Source organism: Nostoc sp. MG11, assembly GCF_014904695.1.
In the GTDB taxonomy this organism is placed as follows: domain Bacteria; phylum Cyanobacteriota; class Cyanobacteriia; order Cyanobacteriales; family Nostocaceae; genus Komarekiella.
In genome coordinates, this window is the sequence record NZ_JACXXN010000006.1 from 192,363 (window position 1) to 211,144 (window position 18,782).

Below are 18,782 nucleotides of genomic sequence, written 5' to 3' on the forward strand. Positions count from 1 at the left end.
TTGAAGTGCGACAGTATAATCAAATGTCTGATAAAATCATAGCGTGGAGCGTATAAATCACGTTGAATATAGCTGAAGTTGCTAGCGATAGTTAAACCTAGATTCATCAACACAGCAATTAGCTTTTCAGAAAGATGTAAAAGTTAATTTAGAAATCCTCCTTGCAGAATATATGAAGTTTCGGTCAATAAGTTAATTGACCTTTGTCTGATATTTAGCTGTGCAGATGTAGAAGAACTGGTTGACAGATAAACAGTGCCAAACGCCCTAATAACAGCCTTGACGTAGTAAGTTGCTAATTTCGCCATGACAATGTTCCGTTAGTTCAGCCACAACCGTTCTAGCTTGTTTTCCGTGATATTTTTTTTGATGTTGGGGCGTAATCCAATAAGGATGACCAATGAGCACGGCTACCCGACGATAGAGTACCAAAGGATGCCAACCAGACTGATTAAATAAAGGTTCTGAAGGATCAAATAAACTCAAAAGCCGTAAGGGGAAGCCAGAAGTGTTTACCTCGTCTAACGAGGCGATCGCGATCGGCAAAATTGCTAAATCCCGCACATCAGATCGCAATGCCAAATGAGCAAATCCCCGCTGAAATTCACTCACCATGTTTGGCTGAGTAAATTTCACCATTGGTTCAGTCCCTTCTGGAAATACTCCTACCATCTGCTTGGACTGCAATAGCATCTGTGACTGCACAAAAAAGCTTTGCTGGCGGTTACGGGTTTCTTCTAAGGGAAAGCACCCCAATTGTCCGGTAACAATCTCTCGCATTATTGGCACTTGTCCCATGTAATGATGGCAAGCAAAGCGAATCGGACTCGATAACGCCGTCATTAAGACTAGTGCATCCATAAAGCTGCGGTGATTGCTGACTACCAACACGCTTGCATCCTGGGGAATCCGATCCTCGTAATAGCGAAACATTTGTGTTGAGAGCGCCGCCAGGAAAGCGCGAGAAATCTCCAGGGGGCTATTTCGACTCATACCTAATCAATATATTTTCCAAAAAATATTTATTATTGTAGTTTATCTTAACTTTATTTTTACATTTCTTTACTACTGCCACGACCGCCTTAAGATAGAAATGTCCGAACTACAAAACAAACTATATTTTCCGAGTTATAGTTTATGTATTTCTAATTTATGTGTGAAGAAAAGCATTCAAAAGCATTATTATTAGCTAATTTCTGTCTTGTAGCTAATAGATAAGCTAGATTTATATCTATCATCAAACAATTCTTAAATCTAGAAACTTGCTAATATTAAAGTGTTATTTGAAAAAAAGGCAGTATCGTTATATAATTACGTGGTTTTGCCGATAAAAATAAGATATTATAAAACGTTTTAATAAATTAGTTGTTTTTTATTCTGCATGAATCTAGTGGATAAAACAGAAAAGACATTTGCACTGACAACACCCTTATATTATGTAAACGATGTGCCTCACATTGGCAGTGCTTATCCAACAATGGCAGCAGATGTAATAGCACGGTTTCAAAGGCTACTGGGGCATCGAGTACTATTAATTACAGGTACAGATGAGCATGGGCAGAAAATTCAGCGAGCCGCTGAGAGTAAAGGGCTACCGCCTCAAGAATTTTGTGATGAAATTGTGCCCAGCTTTGTTAGTTTATGGCAGTTGTTGAACATTCAATATGATCGCTTTAGTAGAACTACTGCGACTCGTCATGAAGCGATCGTTAAAGAATTCTTCGGGCGAGTCTGGGAAGCTGGTGACATCTATCAGGGACAACAACAAGGCTGGTACTGCGTATCTTGCGAAGAATTTAAGGAAGAACGAGAACTGTTAGAGGGACGGCGTTGCCCAATTCATACTAATAAAGAAGTCGAGTGGCGAGACGAGCAAAACTACTTCTTTAGCTTATCCAAATATCAAACCCAACTGGAAGAGTTTTACCAATCTAGACCGGATTTTATCCAGCCAGAGAGTCGGCGAAATGAAGTTTTGAGCTTTGTAAGCCAGGGGTTGCAAGACTTTTCAATTTCGCGAGTAAATCTAGATTGGGGTTTTCCAGTACCAGTTAATCCCAAGCACACCCTTTATGTTTGGTTTGATGCGCTGCTGGGTTATGTAACTGCATTGCTTGAACCAGATGCAGAACCAACTTTAACAAATGCTTTAGAGACATGGTGGCCAATCAACTTGCATCTAATTGGTAAAGATATCCTGCGCTTTCATGCAGTTTACTGGCCAGCAATGCTGTTGTCAGCTGGCTTACCCTTGCCAGAGCGAGTTTTTGGGCATGGCTTTTTGACCAAAGATGGTCAGAAGATGGGGAAGACTATGGGTAATACCCTTGATCCCGTGGATCTAGTTCAGCGCTATGGTAGTGACGCCGTTCGTTATTACTTCCTTAAGGAAATCGAATTTGGCAAAGATGGAGATTTTAATGAAGTTAGATTCATCAATGTTCTGAATGCAGATTTGGCAAATGATTTAGGCAATTTGCTTAATCGCACCTTGAACATGGTGAAGAAATACTGTCCTGGCAATGTACCATCAATTGCCAATGAAGCTATTACTGATGAGAATCCTTTGAAAGCGATCGGTTTACGTCTGGGGGAACAGGTTAAACAAGCCTATGGGGCGCTAGCTTTCAATCAAGCCTGTGAGGCTATCCTGCTACTGGTGCAAGCCAGCAATAAGTTTATTGATGAACAAGCTCCTTGGTCATTATATAAGCAAGGACAGCAACAAGCATTAGAAAAAGTACTGTATGCAGTTCTAGAATCAGTTAGACTAGCAGCTTATCTCCTATCCCCCATTATTCCCAACATCAGTAGCGATATTTATCAACAACTGGGTTTTGGAATAGATTTTAACGATCAAATACAAAGTTCAATTGCTGCTCCTTTTGCCATTCATGCAACATGGGGGATACTATCCAGTAAACAACAGTTGGGTACACCCCAACCCGTTTTTAAACGCATAGAACCCCCAAAAAACGATTAATCCTTTATCAAACTCCGATTTTGTTGAATCTCTACTAAATTCTCTCAAAAAATTTATCGGGGCTTAACTGAAGTTAGCCCTTGAAGATTATCATAAGCCGCTCTAACTCGCATGAAAAAGCTGGTAATTTGTATCAAAAATAACAGGGATAAAACTGAGGTATGACAACAATGTTGAATAATTTGGAAAACGACTCAATATTTACGCCAGAACAAGTTTTGGAAAATCGGGGTCGGGTCGCTATATTTATTGATGGCTCAAATCTATTTTATGCGGCACTGCAACTGGGGATCGAAATCGATTATACGAAGCTGTTGTGTCGATTAACCGGAGGTTCTAGACTGCTGCGAGCTTTTTTCTACACTGGTGTAGATCGGACAAACGAGAAGCAACAAGGATTTCTGTTGTGGATGCGTCGTAATGGCTATCGAGTCATCGCTAAAGATTTAGTGCAGCTACCAGATGGCTCCAAAAAAGCTAACCTGGATGTAGAAATAGCAGTAGATATGATGGCGTTAGTTGATTCTTATGATACCGCTGTATTAGTCAGTGGTGATGGGGATTTGGCTTATGCGGTGAATTCGGTAAGTTATCGGGGTGTGCGGGTAGAGGTGGTGAGTTTGCGTTCGATGACCAGTGATAGCTTAATTAATGTTAGCGATCGCTATATTGATTTAGAAGCCATCAAAGAAGATATCCAAAAAACCCCTCGCCAAAGCTATCCATATCGACCATTATCTAGTATGGGTTTTTTGGAAGACCCAAGAGCGAGTGATGGACACCTGGAAATTCAAGAATAATGAAGCATCAATTTAATCAGAGGGGAAGACAAGAGGAGGGGGAGATAAGAGGAGGGGGAGAAGGAGGGATAAGAATAATTCTTCACTCACCTCCTCTACTGCTTCACTCGTCCACTCCTCACCTGCGTTCCTCCTTCTTTCTTTTGTTTTTAACCTTTTTATTGATAATTGGGTTAGTTGGCTGCGGGGGAAAATCCCCCATAGCCTCTAAATCAACTGATTCAGGTGCATCTGACCGAGACAGCAATTTAACTTTCTTTGATGTCACTTTAGAACAGGCAGATGAAGTAGGAAGACCAGTTTGGAAAGTCAGAGCTAAACAGGCAAAATACACTCAAGAAAAACAAATTGGTCAGGCTGAAAGTCCTTATGGTGAACTCTACCAAGATGGCAAAGTGGTTTACCAAGTCAAGGCAGATGTGGCAGATATTGAACAGGATGGAAAGCAACTATTTCTCAAAGGTAAAATACTTGCTACAGATCCTCGCAATGGTATTGTGTTGCGAGGTAATGAATTAGAATGGCGGCCCAAAGAAGATTTATTGATTGTCCGCAACCAGCTAAACGGCACTCATAAACAACTACAAGCAGTGGCGCAGGAAGCGCGAGTTAAAACCCGCGAGCAACGCATGGAATTTTCGGGAGGGGTAGTTGCAAATTCAGCTGATCCCCAAATGCAAATCAGAACCGAGCATTTGATTTGGCAGATTAAAGAAGAGAAATTAATTGGCGATCGCCCTATACAAATTGACCGCTATAAAAATAATCAAATTACTGATCGCGGCAGGGGAAATTCTGCCGAAGTTAACTTAAAAACTAAAATTGCCACTGTCAAACAAAATGCTCAGATGGAATTACTAGAACCACCAATGCAAATAGCTAGTAACTCTATGATCTGGAATATGAATACCGAAACTATCAACACAAATTCACCAGTGCGTGTCTACCACCAAACTGAAAAAGTTACAGTAACCGCCAATCAAGGCGAAATGAAAATCCCACAAAAAACGGTTTATTTAACAGGTAACGTCAATGCTGTTGGGCAGCGTCGCCAAGCATTAAAATCTAATACACTAACTTGGTATTTAGATAATAAGTTGATTGAAGCTAAAGGAAATGTGGTTTATCGGCAAGTTGATCCACCATTAAATTTTACAGGTGAAACAGCTGTCGGTAATCTGCAAACAGAAAACATGGTGGTCAAAGGTGGTAGTTCTGGCAACAGGGTAGTAACGGAGATTATTCCGCAAGAAAATGTAAAACGTCAATAGTCGAAAGTCAAGGGTCAAAGGTCAAAGGTCAAAATTAATTATTTGGGATTTTTGACTTTGGACTGTAGACTAACTTAACTTCTAAACAAAATGTCATTACGATCGCCTGCACCCAGTTGAGGTAGAGAGTTGATAGCTGAGTGAGGTGTGAGAGCAGCAGGAACGGAAGGCGCTACTTGCAATTGTTTCACAAGACGTTGCAACAGGTTGTCTTGTCCTGTGCGGAAAGCTGACACATTTGGGCCACGGTTGATAATAGCAAACCAAACCAAACCGCGATCGCGTGTAGGCATAACTCCAGCTAAAGCACTAACATCCCGGAGAGTACCAGTTTTAATCACAGTGGCAGCAGGGATCTGTCTGGAATGCATTGTACCTCGATGATCGAACCCAGACACAGGGAACAAGTCAGCTAAAGTCAATTTATGAGCGACTGCTTCTCGTTGTAACGTCATCAACATGGCACAAGCAGCTCTTGGGGAGATCCGATTTTCTGGCCCCAAACCGGAACCATTGATTAACTGAATTTCTGACTGCGGCACTCTGGCAAGGTTGGCTGCTGTTGATTCTACTACAGTTGCTCCTCCCACTGACTCTGCTAGCATCTCTGCCATCTCATTGTTACTGAAGACATTCATCTCCTTGATGAGTTGCTGCAAAGGTAAAGAGTGATGACGTAGTAGCAAGGTTTGTTGAGGGTTTAATTGCGGCTCAAATTTGACACCACCTGCAATTACGACTTGAGGCTTGGGTGTACCCTTGGGCATGATTGAGTGTATGTAATTAGCGGGGCGAGTCCAAGTCTTATGATTCATCGCTTGCTTGAGGAATTGACCTGCCATTAACGGATGACGTTGGAAATTCATGGCGAAATTGCCAGTAATTACCAAATTCCCTTTTACTTGCTTGATCCCCATTTTATTGAGAGTATTACCAAGGGCGATCGCTTCTTCCCAAACAAACATCGGATCGCCACCGCCAGTAATTACCAAATCACCTTTTAAAACTCCATTTACCACTGGCCCTGTGGCACTTACCAAAGTCTCAAATTGATGATCTGGCCCCCAAGTTTTTAAAGCAACTAATGAAGTGGCAATCTTAGTTAAAGAAGCAGCAGGTAGAGGTGTCGTACCTTGATGATTAGCCATCAGCATCGGCCCCGACTGCATCCAAATTCCCTGACTTTGCGTTAAATTCTGCACTACTAATTTCGATGTTATTAATCCCTTTAAATATTGCTGGACTGTAGTAGCCCCAGTTGGATTTGGATCAGGAGCAAGAACTAAGCCAGGGCTACTTTGCCAAGCCAATGCATCTAAGGCATCAAAAGGCTTGATTTGTACGCCAGCCATTTCCAGCCAGAGCGATGCTAAACCTGAACCCAGTAATTCCACCAGCATGTTTTATTCCCCTACTAGGATGTGGTAAGTTGTTTCCTGTGCTAATATACAAGCTTTTGGCAGGCAATCAGCATTGAGTTGTAATAAATAGTGTTTTTCTCATCCAAAAATGCAGTTGATATTGCTTTTGTTAGGTATTTGATAATCCCACAATCCATATAGCTGCTAACTCCAGGCGCAGGAAAAGAGAAAAATTTCTAACTAAATTAGTGCCAGTAATTAGTTTCAAAAATAAATTTACAGTTAGGAATAAATTTTATAAAGATAACTGAAGCTCATGTTTTTATAAACCCGAAAAACCTGGGAATTGGCTTTCATAATAAACCTCTTCTAGGAAAAAAAAATGCCAAGATGGCAAGTATAAAAAAAATGCCAGGGTGGCAAAATCCACCCTTAGCACCTACTTCCTTTCTGGATGTGCCACATCTTCTGGTGAAGGAGTACCTATCTGGTTAATCGCTGCAATCATTTGATATAGGCGTCCTAGGTCGCGTTGATTGAAGTACAAAATAAGGCGGGGTAGCCCAACAGTTTCATCTTGTGCTTCTTGAGGCAATGCCTGACTTTTTTCAATCCGTCCTTTAAGAATAATGTCGCTGAAATCAGTATTGAGTTGCTCTACAAGAGCGTCAGATAAATCTGTCTTAAGGCGGATGACTAAACTATCACCTACATAGCGGCATGAGTGATAAACCTGATAAAAACGGGTAATGGCATCACAAGCTACATCTAGGTTATCTGTCACCGTATAAAGACTGGGGTCTTCGGGACTCACAAGACCGTTTTTTACTAATTGCTTATCAATGTATTCGCTCCAAGACCGCCAGTAATCACCACCAGGATGATCAATTAAAACTAGAGGTACTGGGCCAAATTTACCAGTCTGGCTCAGTGTCATGCACTCAAAAGCTTCGTCTTGAGTGCCAAAGCCTCCAGGAAATAAAGCTACAGCATCACTTTCTTTGAGAAGAAATAGTTTGCGCGTAAAGAAATACTTGAAGTGAATTAACTTGGGATCACCCTCAATAAACGGGTTTGCTTGCTGTTCAAAGGGCAACTGAATATTCAAGCCAAAGGAATTTTCTCGTCCAGCACCTTCATGACCAGCTTGCATAATGCCACCGCCACCGCCTGTCATGACCATAAATCCCAATCGAGAGACAGCCTGAGCAAACTCAAGCGCCATCTGGTACTCTGGGGTATCTGTGGCTAGGCGAGCAGAACCAAAAATAGTGACTTTGCGAACATGTCGGTAGGCATGAAATAGCTGGAAACCGCGCTCCATGTCTGCTAAAGCCGCTGATAAGATCTTCCAATCGAGACGCTCAATTTCACTATCAGCCAGACGGACTATTGTAGCCAATGCCTGTTTGATAAATTGCCGATGTTTTAACGTCGGTAAGTGATCAATTAATTCAGCGATATCCGCCTGGAGAGACTCTAATGTGTCAAAAGACGCAGATGAAGTCATGAGAACTGCCGCAACAATGGCATTATATTTTACCTAAATTTAGTGTGCAAGTTATCAAAAACTGCTGTGCTTACTTTAGGAAATGCCGAATAAGTAATCATTTGACCTTGATATCACTTATCTACAGAAAAGTTAACAACTATCGGTGGAATACCATTATCTGGGGTGGGTTGTGTTTTGGTTACTGGTTGTGGATGTAGAGGCGTTGGTGTTAAGCTCATCATGTTTACCAGTTTGATTCCATAAAGTCATCGACAGTAGCCCATCTACCAAGCCGTTATTGCTGCCATTGCTACCAACTAAGACATCTGGAATCAAGCGAACATTGCGATCGCCTATAATCTGCATTAGCTGCATTGCTATATAACCTTGTGACCCCAAAGCTTCCACACCAGCCCGGTAAGTTTCTGCTTTGGCGTTACCTGTGGCATGAATACCTTCAGCCTCAGCAATTGCCCGGAGTTTTTTACCCTCGGCTTCACTGTTGCTTGTTTAATTTAGGCTTGGGCTTTCAGGTCGGCAATCTGTACAATTTGCTCTGATTTCACCATTTCTTGCTGTATATCAGCTAGCGCTGTTTCTCGGACAAGCTGTTGCCGTTGGGTTTGTGCCATTTGCTGAACTTCGTAAGTTTTGCGTTCTTCTTCGGCAATTTTCCGGTCTGTCTGTGTCTGCATCAGCGTTGCTGGTGGCTGAACCAAGGCTGGCTTCGATTTCTTAAACTTGGCGTAATTGTTTTAAAAAAATTAATAAATATTTTATTAGGTTGGGCAATACCCAACCTAATAAGCGAAATAGAAAGTTAAATTAGACCATACCACCAGCGGCTTGAAATCGAGCGCGGGCACGTTTGAAGGCTTGGTTTGCCTGGATTTGTGCTTGCCGATCATCTGCTGTCACTTGATTTAGGCGGGCTTCTGCTTGGTTGTAAGCAGTGCGGGCTTCCTCAAGGTTAATTTTGTCACCACGTTCAGCACCGTTAACCAGAATTGTCACTTCATTTTCTTCGACTTCGGCAAAGCCACCCAAAAGGGCGATCGCTTGCCAATTCTGATTTTTAGCGGCACGGACTCGCATCACACCCGTATCCAAGGCGGTCAAAAGTGGCGCGTGTCCAGTCAAGATACCTAGCTGGCCGGTAGTGCTGGGCAGAACTACTTCTTCAGCTGCGGCATCCCACACTGTCTTATCTGGGGAAATTACACGGACGGTTAATGTCATTTGTCTTTTGTCCTTTGTCCTTTATCACTTGTCCTTTGTCTTTTGCAATTTGCCATTAGTCACTAGCACTTGAACTAATGACTAATGACTAATGACCAATGACCAATGACTAATGACTAACCTTTGATTTTTTCGGCTTTAGCGATCGCTTCGTTAATATCGCCAACCAAGTAGAAAGCCTGTTCTGGCAGGTCATCTAATTCACCAGACAGAATCTTCTGGAACCCTTTGATAGTATCTTCCAACTTCACATACTTACCAGGAGAGCCAGTAAACACTTCTGCCACAAAGAACGGCTGAGACAAGAAGCGCTCAACTTTTCGTGCCCGTGCCACGATCAGACGGTCTTCTTCAGACAATTCATCTAGACCCAAGATGGCGATAATGTCTTGGAGTTCTTTATAACGTTGCAGAGTTGACTGCACGGCCCGAGCAGTATTGTAGTGTTCATCACCGACAATGCTCGGCTGTAACATGGTAGAAGTTGAACCGAGGGGATCTACCGCTGGATAAATTCCTTTAGATGCCAAACCACGAGATAGTACTGTCGTTCCGTCCAAGTGGGCGAAGGTGGTGGCAGGTGCGGGATCGGTGAGGTCGTCCGCAGGTACGTACACTGCTTGAATCGAGGTAATCGAACCCTCCGTGGTCGAAGTAATCCGCTCTTGGAGTTCACCCACGTCAGTTCCCAGAGTAGGCTGATATCCTACCGCTGAGGGCATCCGTCCCAGCAACGCAGACACTTCCGAACCTGCTTGTACGAACCGGAAGATGTTGTCAATAAACAGCAGCACATCTTGCTTGTTAACATCGCGGAAGTACTCTGCTACTGTCAATCCAGAAAGACCAACCCGCATTCTAGCTCCGGGTGGCTCGTTCATTTGACCATAGACTAGAGCAATCTTCGACTCGTTGAGGTTGTCTTTGTTGATAACCCCAGATTCCATCATTTCATTGTAGAGGTCATTGCCCTCACGGGTGCGTTCACCCACGCCAGCAAATACAGATACTCCACCGTGCTGAGTAGCGATGTTGTTAATTAACTCCATCATGATCACGGTTTTACCGACACCAGCACCGCCGAATAGACCAATCTTACCGCCACGTCGATAGGGAGTCAGGAGGTCAACAACTTTAATCCCAGTCTCGAACACGGAAGGTTTAGTTTCCAGTTCAGTGAATTTGGGAGCAGAACGGTGGATGGGTAAGGTTGCCTCAGCATTTACAGGCCCCTGATTATCTACGGGTTCGCCAAGGACGTTAAAAATCCGACCCAAGGTCGCTTTCCCAACTGGTACGCTGATGGGAGCACCAGTATCGACGACCTCCAGACCACGCACTAAGCCATCGGTGGAACTCATAGCAACAGCCCGCACCTGGTTGTCGCCCAGCAATTGCTGTACTTCAACGGTCAGGTTGATTTCTTGTCCAGCTTCGTTAGTGCCTTTGATGGTCAATGCGTTGTAGATTTGCGGCAATTTCCCGCCGGGAAATTTAACGTCTACAACTGGACCAATGATTTGGGTAATGTAACCAATGTTTGTTTTTTCTGCGGTTGTGACCATGCTGCGCCTAATGATTGAAGCTATATTTCAGATAAGGTCGAAGAAGACATAATGATTAAGCAATGTCATCTTTCACTCTAGCACCGGAGGGGGACATAACTCCCTTAGTAATTCCTTAAAAAAGAGCTTGTCTACTTTGGCTGTAACCCTCATCCTGAAAAGCTTAGCCTGCTGACCAGGTGCTTTGGGGTAGATATTTGAAATATTAGGTTAAATTCTCAAATGGCTGGGGGAGACTGAAAACCGAAAATAGCCGTGTCAGGCGATCGCTAACATGGCTATCACTCAACTTAGGTTCGGTGATTTGTCTTAGACTAACGATGAAGGATTTGCCCCCTTGAACCCAAATAACATCTGAGAAAAAACCAAAATAAAAAAATACTGTGTCTTTGAATACAAGACACAGCAGTTCAAGCAGTAGTTTAGAAATGATTTAGACTTTTGCTGGGGCTTTCTGTTGCTGCTTACGCTTCAAGAGTGAACCCATACCGAAAGCACCTATTGCTAACACACCTAACATAGAACCAGATTCGGGAACAGACTTGCTAGGGGGTTCACCAACTCCTGAAAAGGCAAAGATAAAGGTATTGGGCATTCCAGTACTTGGCCCATCTGGCACACTTGCCTGCCCTAAAGAGTATACCCTGTCAGCATCGGCAGCAACCAGTGCAGCCAACGCTTCTGTTTCGGTCGGAGCCGCACCGTAAAAAATATTAAACGTGCGGGTGGCTCCAATAGCCAGCGAACCGAAGCCGAAATCGAATAAAGCACCGTGGTCGTTGGGACCAGAGTCAACAGCTTCTCCTGTAAAGTCGATGCTGGTTGGTAGACTCAAGGGATTTGCCGAGGCAAAACCATTATCACTGGTAAACAGCACATTGCTAGCACCGCTTGTTTTAATCGTCACAAACTCACTAAAAGGTGTTGGTTCGATATCCCAATCCATGACGCGGCGATAGCGCAGATCTCCAATAGCGGCTGTGCCAATGTTTTCTATAGTAACTGCGGCTTTATACAAATAGGGCGTTACGGCTACTGGTGCATAGTCGTGAGTTATTTTAAGACTATCGCCAAGTTGAACGATAGAAGTAGCTTTAGTAGCATCGGCAATGAAAGAGATCAGACTGAGATTTTGAACCCCATCTGTGGAGACGTTGGCGTAACCTGTCAGTCCTGTAATAGCATCTGCCACACCCCAACCCTCACAAAGACAGCCTGGAGCAGTTGCTTCCGCACCGGTTGGCAGGAATCTCAAACCAACATCAGTAACTCCTCCCAAGGATGGTGTACCACCAGATACATTGAGATGACCTTCATCATTTATCCCTAACTGAATAGTACCGTTACTAATAATTGATGCCGCATTGGCACTAGTAATGAATCCTAAACTTAAGGGTGCGCTAATACTTAAAACTGCAAATGTTTTTAGACTCTTTTTATAAGCATTCTGGAAATTTTTACTGATTTGAAATCTGGTCATTGAACTAACTCCTACAAAAAATATTAATGTTGAAATATCCCAATTGCAGACGTAAACATTTCAGCGAAATAGCAAATAACACCTCACTTGTGACAGGTGAAGTGCAGCCTTCCGCTGCGATCGCAGATTTAAGAGATGGTGAAAATGACTACAGCATTTAACTGAACTTTCGTCTTTAAGTCAGGATTGAGGGCTGTATCAGTGTTTGCCTCACCTGTGTATTTACATAGCTTACTAACGATTCTTTTTTGCGACTAGTTTTTATAAGTGTATTTACATAAAAAATATACGCCGCTTTAGATTAAAAATTAACCATAATGTAAAACTAGTAAGGCTTATACCTAAAGACCTTGATAAATAAACAGATAAAACTTTGTAAAATTATGCTGCTTCCTTAAAACAATTTTATATACGTGTTTACCGGTAAAAATTTCCGTGTATTAAGATGCAAATACAGTAACTACGTAATTAAAAAACTACATAAAACTTAAAATAAAAAGCTGCTGTGTCTAGCAATGGCAGACACAGCAGTCATAAAGTTTGGGTTGATGGGGGATATCGCGGTCAGGATTTTGCCCATTGGGTGATTGATATTTATCGCTGGCTGTGGAGTGTGGTTACCCGCCATCAGGAACAGAAAGGTTTTGTTGTATTGCCCAAACTAGGAAAAGTTGAGAGAACTTTTGGTTGGTTCAATTGGTGTCGTAGGTTAAGTAAGGATTATGAAATTTTGCCGCAAATAACAGAAGCTTTTATTTATATCGCAATGATTCGTTTAATGTTGAAGCAACTTGCGTGATTAAAATCACCTATACAAAACTTCTCAGACATCCTCTTAAAGATATCAGATACAAAATTGTCAGTAGAGCTTTTTTGTTATAGCTATACTTCAGTCTTTTACTATGAGCGCAGATATCATTAAATCTGAGAATAACTAAGTTTTTAATTTCGTCTTAACCTTCTAATTATTAGCTAAGTTATCAATCAACTTTTTCGTAACTCTTATATTCATTTATATTAATAGTTAAATTTTTATTAGCTATATTTTATACTCTAATTTACATGATTTTTATATTTTAGTTGAGATCAAATAATAGCTTAAATTCAGATTTAAGGTTCTTCCGGTAGTTTTACGGTAACTATTAGAATTTACTGAATTATAATGACTATAGTGTAGCAATATTAATGCCTACAATATAGATTTGATAAGTATTTAAGAGATATTAAACATAACTTAAAAATACCAAGAATATAATTTATTTATATTATAAAAATGTAAGGTTTCAGTTTAGATTACACAGTTTATTAAACTGGCATTTTACTATTAATTATTCATAAAAGTAACCGCAGAACCAGATTTAATAAGGTTTATACTCGAAACATTAATTTAGTATTTGGAAAAATTCTGTAAAATAATGCGATTTATCAGTTAGTTATACTTACGTAATTGTGCTTAAATATATTTTCAACACCTTTGACAAATATAGATAATTAGTAATTAGAAAAACTTTTGCAACCTCTGTACAAATTACATTTCCAAATCATCTGAATATCTCTAAAATAAAGATAGTTAGAGGAAACTGGTGTCAGTTGACCCGCTTCATCCGTATATATCACCGAGTAATTACTTATGATTTTCTCGTCAGCACGACAATATTTTTACCAGGAAATTCAGCAGCCTGACGAGCATATTGACCTGGCAAAAGCTGCTTTGTATATTGCACAGGAAGAATATCCCAACCTAGATCCAGAGGAATACACCAACGCTCTCGATACAATGGCAGTGGAACTAAAAGAACGCTTGCCTTCCTCACGATATCCTCTACGGATAATTCAAACTATTAATCAGTATCTATACAATGACTTGGGATTTACTGGTAATGAAAAATACTACTCTGACCCGCGCAACAGCTTTTTGAATGATGTGATTGACCGACGACTGGGGATTCCCATTACTTTGGCGTTGGTTTATCTAGAAGTCGCCCGCAGAATTGACTTTTCGATGGTGGGTGTAGGGATGCCAGGGCATTTCCTGATCCGCCCAGATATTCCAGATATAGAGATTTTCGTTGATGCCTTCAATGGCGGTGAAATAATATTTACACAAGATTGCCAAGAAAAGCTGTCTCAAATTTATCAGCAACCCGTGACGCTACAACCAGAATTTTTAGCCGTAGTCAGTCATCGGCACTTTTTGGCACGGATGCTAACAAATCTCAAATATATTTACCTCCGACAGCAAGAGTTAGAAAAAACGTTAGCAGCAGTTGAACGAATTTTGTTGCTGTTTCCTGGCGTGACTTTGGAAATACGCGATCGCGGTCTTCTCTACTATCAACTCGGTCATTACCCCCAAGCTGTAGATGACTTACAAAGTTATCTAGCAAAAATTCCTGATGCGGAAGATGCATCTGTGATTCGGCAGTTACTTGCTAAGTTAGGTAAAGACGGCATTGGGCATTAGACAAAGGACAAATGAGCAATGACTAATAACCAACTTCTACCTCTTCTGCGACTCGTTTGAGGCGGCGCAGCTGGGCTTGCATGTCTTGTTTTGTCCAAGACGCAGCAAAGGTTTTAAAACCCCAACTCACTAGAGGGTTGGGAATCTCAAACTCAAAGCGGTTAAGTAGACGCGTTTTCTTGGCTACAGGTTGACATTCCCAGCGATCGCGTCCTTGAAAAAATCCCTGAAATTCCCAAACTACTAAACCCGGTTTCCGCTCTACTACGACGCTATTCAGGGTAGGTTTAACTAGAGGAATTTGAATTACAAAACGACTTTGACTACCTATATCGGTACTCCAGACGCCCACAGGCTCGCAACGTAAAACAGGGTTGAGCCAGCGGTGCATGAGTGCTAGATCGGTAATACAGCGCTCCACGACCGTAGCTGTAGCATTAATTTCAATTGACTGTGCCAAAACCTGGGACATTTTACATCTTTTATGATTTTGCTGCAATTAGAGTAACGCAAAATTGAGCGCTGTCAGTGCATTACATAAACGCAACAGCAAGCTGTGGTGCAAAACAAAAATTATCAGATGTTGCTCGGATCATTTTTTCATCTACCTGCTGAAGGATGTTTTAACAAACTTCTTTAGCTCTAATCAAGCCTAAGCCGGATTGATGGTGGATAGCTATCAAATCTGCTGCTCTTGTTTGTTACAAAGTCAAAAATTACTCTTGATATCAACGCCATATATGTTTATTTTTACTGGTAAGGTAAATTGATAGGCAAAACACTAGTGAACTTACGGAGATGAGAGATTGTTTAGAGCAATCCACTCCAGAAGCATCTCAGGGGTTTGCGGCGAATTATTAACCTTAATTCCAGAAAACTATGAATGCAACTTGGCAAGGAATAACCCAGGTGATAGGAGTTAGTTTATCCACAGGGGTGCAGCACTTTTTGGCACAATCGCCAAACCTGCAACTAAATCAACCAGGAGTTACTCAAGGAATCGATTATGTACAAGGAACTTTCCAGCAGATAGTTGCGTTTTTACCCCGTTTACTGGCAGCAGTAGCGATTTTGTTGGTTGGTTGGCTGATTGCCGCGATCGCTGCGGCGGTAACGCGGGGAATCCTCAATCGCACTGATATAGATAACCGCATTGCCGCAGGGATTACGGGGCGTGGGGATCGTGGGCAACTTCCCCAAGTGGAGAAATTAATCTCCGGCTTAGTTTTTTGGATCGTGATTCTGTTGACGGTTGTAGCCGTTTTACAGACACTACAACTGGAGGTAGCTTCTCGACCTCTAAATAATTTTCTCGATGTAATTGTTGGCTTCTTACCCAAGTTGGTAGGTGCAGCAATCTGGTTCGGTGTTGCCTGGGTATTAGCTACTGTTGTTAAGCTGCTGACGGTAAGCGGACTACGGGCATTGAGACTAGATGAGCGTTTGAATCAACAAACACAAGAGGATACACTCAGCCTTGATCAGTTGTCTTTGAGTCAGACAATTGGCAATGCCTTGTATTGGTTCATCTTTTTACTGTTTCTCATCCCAATACTGGATACTCTGGGGCTACAGCAGGCACTACTTCCAGTACAAACTCTAATTACAGAGATTCTCTCAATTTTGCCAAACATTCTAGCTGCGGCACTCATTGCCGCAGTCGGTTGGTTTTTGGCTAATGTGGTGCGGCGAATTGTGACGAACTTGTTGGCAACAACGGGAATCGACCATTTGGGGAGTCGGTTTGGACTTTCTTCATCTGCGGGGGTGCAATCTTTATCAACTATTATCGGCACAATTGTCTATGTTTTGATTTTGATTCCTGTAGCGATCGCGGCCCTCAATGCTTTAAGAATTGATGCGATATCTGTGCCGGCAATCACAATGCTGCAACAGATTCTCAATGCCCTGCCTGCAATCTTTACAGCCTTGGCAATTTTGATTATTGCTTATTTCCTGGGGCGGTTTGTAGCTGATTTAGTTACTAGTATCCTTACAAGTTTAGGCTTTAACAACATTTTCTCTGTCCTAGGTTTGCCGACGCCTGCTAGACGAACCGTATACTCAACAGAGGGAGAAGTACCTCCGACGCTACCAACCCGTACGCCATCAGAAATTGCTGGCATCATCGTTTTAGTTGGTATTATGCTGTTTGCAACCGTAGCGGCGGTGAATATCTTGAATATTCCAGCGCTGACAGCATTAGTAACTGGCATTTTGATTATATTTGGGCGCATCTTAGCGGGATTGGTGGTGTTTGGCATTGGTTTGTTCTTAGCAAATCTGGCTTTTAGCATCATTACCAGTTCCGGTAATCCCCAAGCCCGAATTTTGGGTCAGGTAGCACGGATTGCCATTATTGCCCTAGTATCAGCAATGGCACTGCAACAAATTGGGATTGCTAGTGATATTGTGAATTTAGCTTTTGGACTTCTACTAGGTGCGATCGCTGTAGCTACTGCACTAGCTTTTGGTTTGGGCGGTCGCGATATTGCACGAGAGCAAGTTCAAGAATGGCTAAATTCTTTCAAAGGTAGAAGCTGATTGGGACACAGTTTATCTTTAAATTTCGGACAACGCAGCTGCAAACATTAGGAATGTAAAAATATTTCGAAAATTCTGCCTCATCCCTAATCCGCATTTTTCACTTTTTTAACTTTTAGTTTCAGTTGCAATTCATCTTTAATGCGGTTGAGAATTGAAGTCTCATCCAGAGTCGCTAAAATTCGATGGATGACTGCTTTGGGGCCATCAGGGCCCCAAGTTGCACCATTAGCTAAATAAGCTTTAGTAACTTGTCCAATGCCATAAGAGGAAACACCAGCTACACTTGCTTGCGTTAGTGCCACGGTTACGTAGGGGCCTAACGAAGCGCCCCCGGTGACTGGCGCAGAGATACCAAGTAAAGTTTTCAGCCCACTCAAGCCCAAGTTTGCCAGCAGTTCACTAGCACCGATACCGCCCATACTTAGAGCGATTTTTTGGAGCAATTGTACAGCACCGCTTTCATTCATGGGTATGCCATAGAGCTTAGATAAACCCAAAATTAGAGCAATATCAATAACTACGCTACTAAGTATATCTACTACAGTTATCGGATTAAGTGCGATCGCTACTGCCTTGGTCATCACAGCTTTCCAAATCAACTGATTAGCATTCTGCTCTCGAATCATCAATTTTCGCTTTACCAACTGCTCATTCACGTTATCGGCATAAAGCATGGTGTTGAGGGCAACTAGAGCTTTGCCCTCACGGTACAGAATCTCCAAGATTTTTAGCTTCAGTTCTTCGACTTGAGCATTACCTGTACGTAGTTGCAAGCCCCTAGTACCATCGGAGCGAAGAATCGCTGTCTTCACCAATGGCGATGCAGCAGCCATGACGATTTCTAGAGGCGTGAGCAACTCCCGCACCCTTTCATCCCGGATTTTTTGGTAAATTACCATCCGGTCTACTTCTGGATACTGGTCTACTTTGTTAAACACTAGGATGATCGGTTTACCAGCTTCTCGCAACTGGCAAAGGGCCTCGTGTTCTATCTTCGTCATATCGCCAGCAATGACAAACAGAATCAAATCCGCCTGTTTTGCCACCTGCTCAGCTAATGCAGCACGAGTTGCACCATCTACTTCGTCTAACCCAGGAGTGTCAATTAATTCCACTTGCGATTGACCTATTCCAGGTAAAGTGACTCGCAAAGCATGTTCGGTTTCTCCAACAGCCTCTTCACTAATACTCCAATTAACTCGTTGTGCAGCACGAGTAACACCGTGCAGTGGGCCAGTTTCAAACACCGTTTGCCCAACCAAGGCATTAAGTAGGGAAGATTTACCGCGTCCTACCATACCAAAGGCAGCGATCTGCACCACCATGCGGTCTAACTTCCCCAACATGGCTTCCAAATCAGCAATTTCCGCCTCCAATCCTTCTTTTTCCTGAGTAGTCAGGTCGAGAGTGGTTACTAAGTTTCGCAGCGCCGTTTGTGCCTGTTTATAGTTGAGTTCCGTCTGAATGTCTTCAAAACTAAAAATGGCACTATCCAGTTCTTCCTCCCAGTTGTGAGGATTTGCGTCAGTGTTAGCTGAACCGTTGTGATGAGGATCGGGTAAGGGCAATGTAGAAGTCAT

The 18,782-nt window shown here is 42.4% G+C and carries 14 protein-coding genes and 2 pseudogenes; 7 read left to right on the forward strand and 9 right to left on the reverse strand.

The genetic code is table 11. The features are described from left to right. Positions 1–267 precede the first annotated feature (267 nt). Positions 268–993 (reverse strand): lysophospholipid acyltransferase family protein, encoded by a 726-nt coding sequence (locus tag HCR01_RS11855; protein ID WP_193196380.1) that lies wholly within the window; start codon positions 991–993, stop codon positions 268–270. 388 nt (positions 994–1,381) lie between these two features. On the opposite strand from HCR01_RS11855, the gene metG reads away from it, so the two are divergent. The 3 genes from metG to lptC all read left to right on the forward strand — a co-directional run bounded on the left by metG (position 1,382) and on the right by lptC (position 5,054). Then, on the forward strand, positions 1,382–2,983 hold the full coding sequence (gene metG / locus HCR01_RS11860) for a methionine--tRNA ligase (RefSeq protein ID WP_193196381.1): 1,602 nt from the start codon (positions 1,382–1,384) through the stop codon (positions 2,981–2,983). 170 nt (positions 2,984–3,153) lie between these two features. After that, complete coding sequence (locus tag HCR01_RS11865; RefSeq protein WP_162395541.1) at positions 3,154–3,783, forward strand: NYN domain-containing protein; 630 nt, start codon at positions 3,154–3,156, stop codon at positions 3,781–3,783. Next, positions 3,783–5,054 (forward strand): LPS export ABC transporter periplasmic protein LptC, encoded by a 1,272-nt coding sequence (gene lptC, locus HCR01_RS11870; RefSeq protein ID WP_193196382.1) that lies wholly within the window; start codon positions 3,783–3,785, stop codon positions 5,052–5,054. Before HCR01_RS11865 ends, lptC begins: the two co-directional genes overlap by 1 nt. Positions 5,055–5,128: 74 nt before the next feature. Here lptC and HCR01_RS11875 read toward each other — a convergent pair whose 3' ends face one another. The 6 genes and pseudogenes from HCR01_RS11875 to HCR01_RS38590 all read right to left on the reverse strand — a co-directional run bounded on the left by HCR01_RS11875 (position 5,129) and on the right by HCR01_RS38590 (position 12,191). Next, entirely contained in the window at positions 5,129–6,451 is a 1,323-nt protein-coding gene (locus tag HCR01_RS11875; RefSeq protein ID WP_193196519.1) for a D-alanyl-D-alanine carboxypeptidase, read from the reverse strand. 403 nt (positions 6,452–6,854) lie between these two features. Further along, positions 6,855–7,925: an LOG family protein gene (locus tag HCR01_RS11880; protein WP_193196383.1), complete on the reverse strand. Its 1,071-nt coding sequence runs from the start codon at positions 7,923–7,925 to the stop codon at positions 6,855–6,857. A 113-nt stretch (positions 7,926–8,038) separates the two neighbouring features. After that, positions 8,039–8,623, reverse strand: a pseudogene (locus HCR01_RS11885) (flotillin family protein); the annotation flags it as partial. A 109-nt stretch (positions 8,624–8,732) separates the two neighbouring features. Further along, the gene (gene atpC, locus HCR01_RS11890; RefSeq protein WP_193196384.1) at positions 8,733–9,146 is read right to left on the reverse strand and encodes an ATP synthase F1 subunit epsilon; all 414 of its coding nucleotides are present in this window, start codon (positions 9,144–9,146) and stop codon (positions 8,733–8,735) included. A gap of 116 nt (positions 9,147–9,262) precedes the next feature. Next, the gene (gene atpD, locus HCR01_RS11895) at positions 9,263–10,711 is read right to left on the reverse strand and encodes a F0F1 ATP synthase subunit beta (protein ID WP_193196385.1); all 1,449 of its coding nucleotides are present in this window, start codon (positions 10,709–10,711) and stop codon (positions 9,263–9,265) included. 433 nt (positions 10,712–11,144) lie between these two features. Further along, positions 11,145–12,191 (reverse strand): PEP-CTERM sorting domain-containing protein, encoded by a 1,047-nt coding sequence (locus HCR01_RS38590; protein WP_226889276.1) that lies wholly within the window; start codon positions 12,189–12,191, stop codon positions 11,145–11,147. Positions 12,192–12,217: 26 nt separating this feature from the next. Between HCR01_RS38590 and HCR01_RS39940 the strand changes: the two genes are divergently transcribed. From HCR01_RS39940 to HCR01_RS11910, 3 genes and pseudogenes are all read left to right on the forward strand, one after another. Beyond that, on the forward strand, positions 12,218–12,352 hold the full coding sequence (locus HCR01_RS39940) for a hypothetical protein (protein WP_264299901.1): 135 nt from the start codon (positions 12,218–12,220) through the stop codon (positions 12,350–12,352). Positions 12,353–12,729: 377 nt separating this feature from the next. After that, positions 12,730–12,990, forward strand: a pseudogene (locus HCR01_RS11905) (transposase); the annotation flags it as partial. A gap of 831 nt (positions 12,991–13,821) precedes the next feature. Further along, positions 13,822–14,655: a SirB1 family protein gene (locus HCR01_RS11910; protein ID WP_193196387.1), complete on the forward strand. Its 834-nt coding sequence runs from the start codon at positions 13,822–13,824 to the stop codon at positions 14,653–14,655. Positions 14,656–14,677: 22 nt separating this feature from the next. Here the strand turns inward: HCR01_RS11910 and HCR01_RS11915 are convergent, their stop codons facing one another. Then, positions 14,678–15,127: an SRPBCC family protein gene (locus HCR01_RS11915; protein ID WP_193196388.1), complete on the reverse strand. Its 450-nt coding sequence runs from the start codon at positions 15,125–15,127 to the stop codon at positions 14,678–14,680. Positions 15,128–15,534: 407 nt separating this feature from the next. Here HCR01_RS11915 and HCR01_RS11920 point away from each other — a divergent pair, with 407 nt between their 5' ends. Then, positions 15,535–17,199, forward strand: coding sequence for a mechanosensitive ion channel (locus HCR01_RS11920; RefSeq protein ID WP_193196389.1), 1,665 nt, complete (start codon positions 15,535–15,537; stop codon positions 17,197–17,199). An 86-nt stretch (positions 17,200–17,285) separates the two neighbouring features. On the opposite strand, the gene HCR01_RS11925 is transcribed toward HCR01_RS11920, so the two are convergent. After that, positions 17,286–18,782 carry a GTP-binding protein gene (locus HCR01_RS11925; protein ID WP_193196390.1) on the reverse strand — a complete coding sequence of 499 codons (1,497 nt, stop codon included), beginning with the start codon at positions 18,780–18,782 and terminating at the stop codon, positions 17,286–17,288.

Coding starts and splice junctions, on each gene's coding strand:
- HCR01_RS11910 (WP_193196387.1), top strand. CDS start 13,822: ATGATTTTCTCGTCAGCACGACAATATTTTTACCAGGAAATTCAGCAG.
- HCR01_RS11925 (WP_193196390.1), bottom strand. CDS start 18,782: ATGACTTCTACATTGCCCTTACCCGATCCTCATCACAACGGTTCAGCT.
- HCR01_RS11880 (WP_193196383.1), bottom strand. CDS start 7,925: ATGACTTCATCTGCGTCTTTTGACACATTAGAGTCTCTCCAGGCGGAT.
- HCR01_RS11855 (WP_193196380.1), bottom strand. CDS start 993: ATGAGTCGAAATAGCCCCCTGGAGATTTCTCGCGCTTTCCTGGCGGCG.
- atpC (WP_193196384.1), bottom strand. CDS start 9,146: ATGACATTAACCGTCCGTGTAATTTCCCCAGATAAGACAGTGTGGGAT.
- HCR01_RS11915 (WP_193196388.1), bottom strand. CDS start 15,127: ATGTCCCAGGTTTTGGCACAGTCAATTGAAATTAATGCTACAGCTACG.
- lptC (WP_193196382.1), top strand. CDS start 3,783: ATGAAGCATCAATTTAATCAGAGGGGAAGACAAGAGGAGGGGGAGATA.
- HCR01_RS11865 (WP_162395541.1), top strand. CDS start 3,154: ATGTTGAATAATTTGGAAAACGACTCAATATTTACGCCAGAACAAGTT.
- HCR01_RS11920 (WP_193196389.1), top strand. CDS start 15,535: ATGAATGCAACTTGGCAAGGAATAACCCAGGTGATAGGAGTTAGTTTA.
- metG (WP_193196381.1), top strand. CDS start 1,382: ATGAATCTAGTGGATAAAACAGAAAAGACATTTGCACTGACAACACCC.
- HCR01_RS38590 (WP_226889276.1), bottom strand. CDS start 12,191: ATGACCAGATTTCAAATCAGTAAAAATTTCCAGAATGCTTATAAAAAG.
- atpD (WP_193196385.1), bottom strand. CDS start 10,711: ATGGTCACAACCGCAGAAAAAACAAACATTGGTTACATTACCCAAATC.
- HCR01_RS39940 (WP_264299901.1), top strand. CDS start 12,218: ATGTTGAAATATCCCAATTGCAGACGTAAACATTTCAGCGAAATAGCA.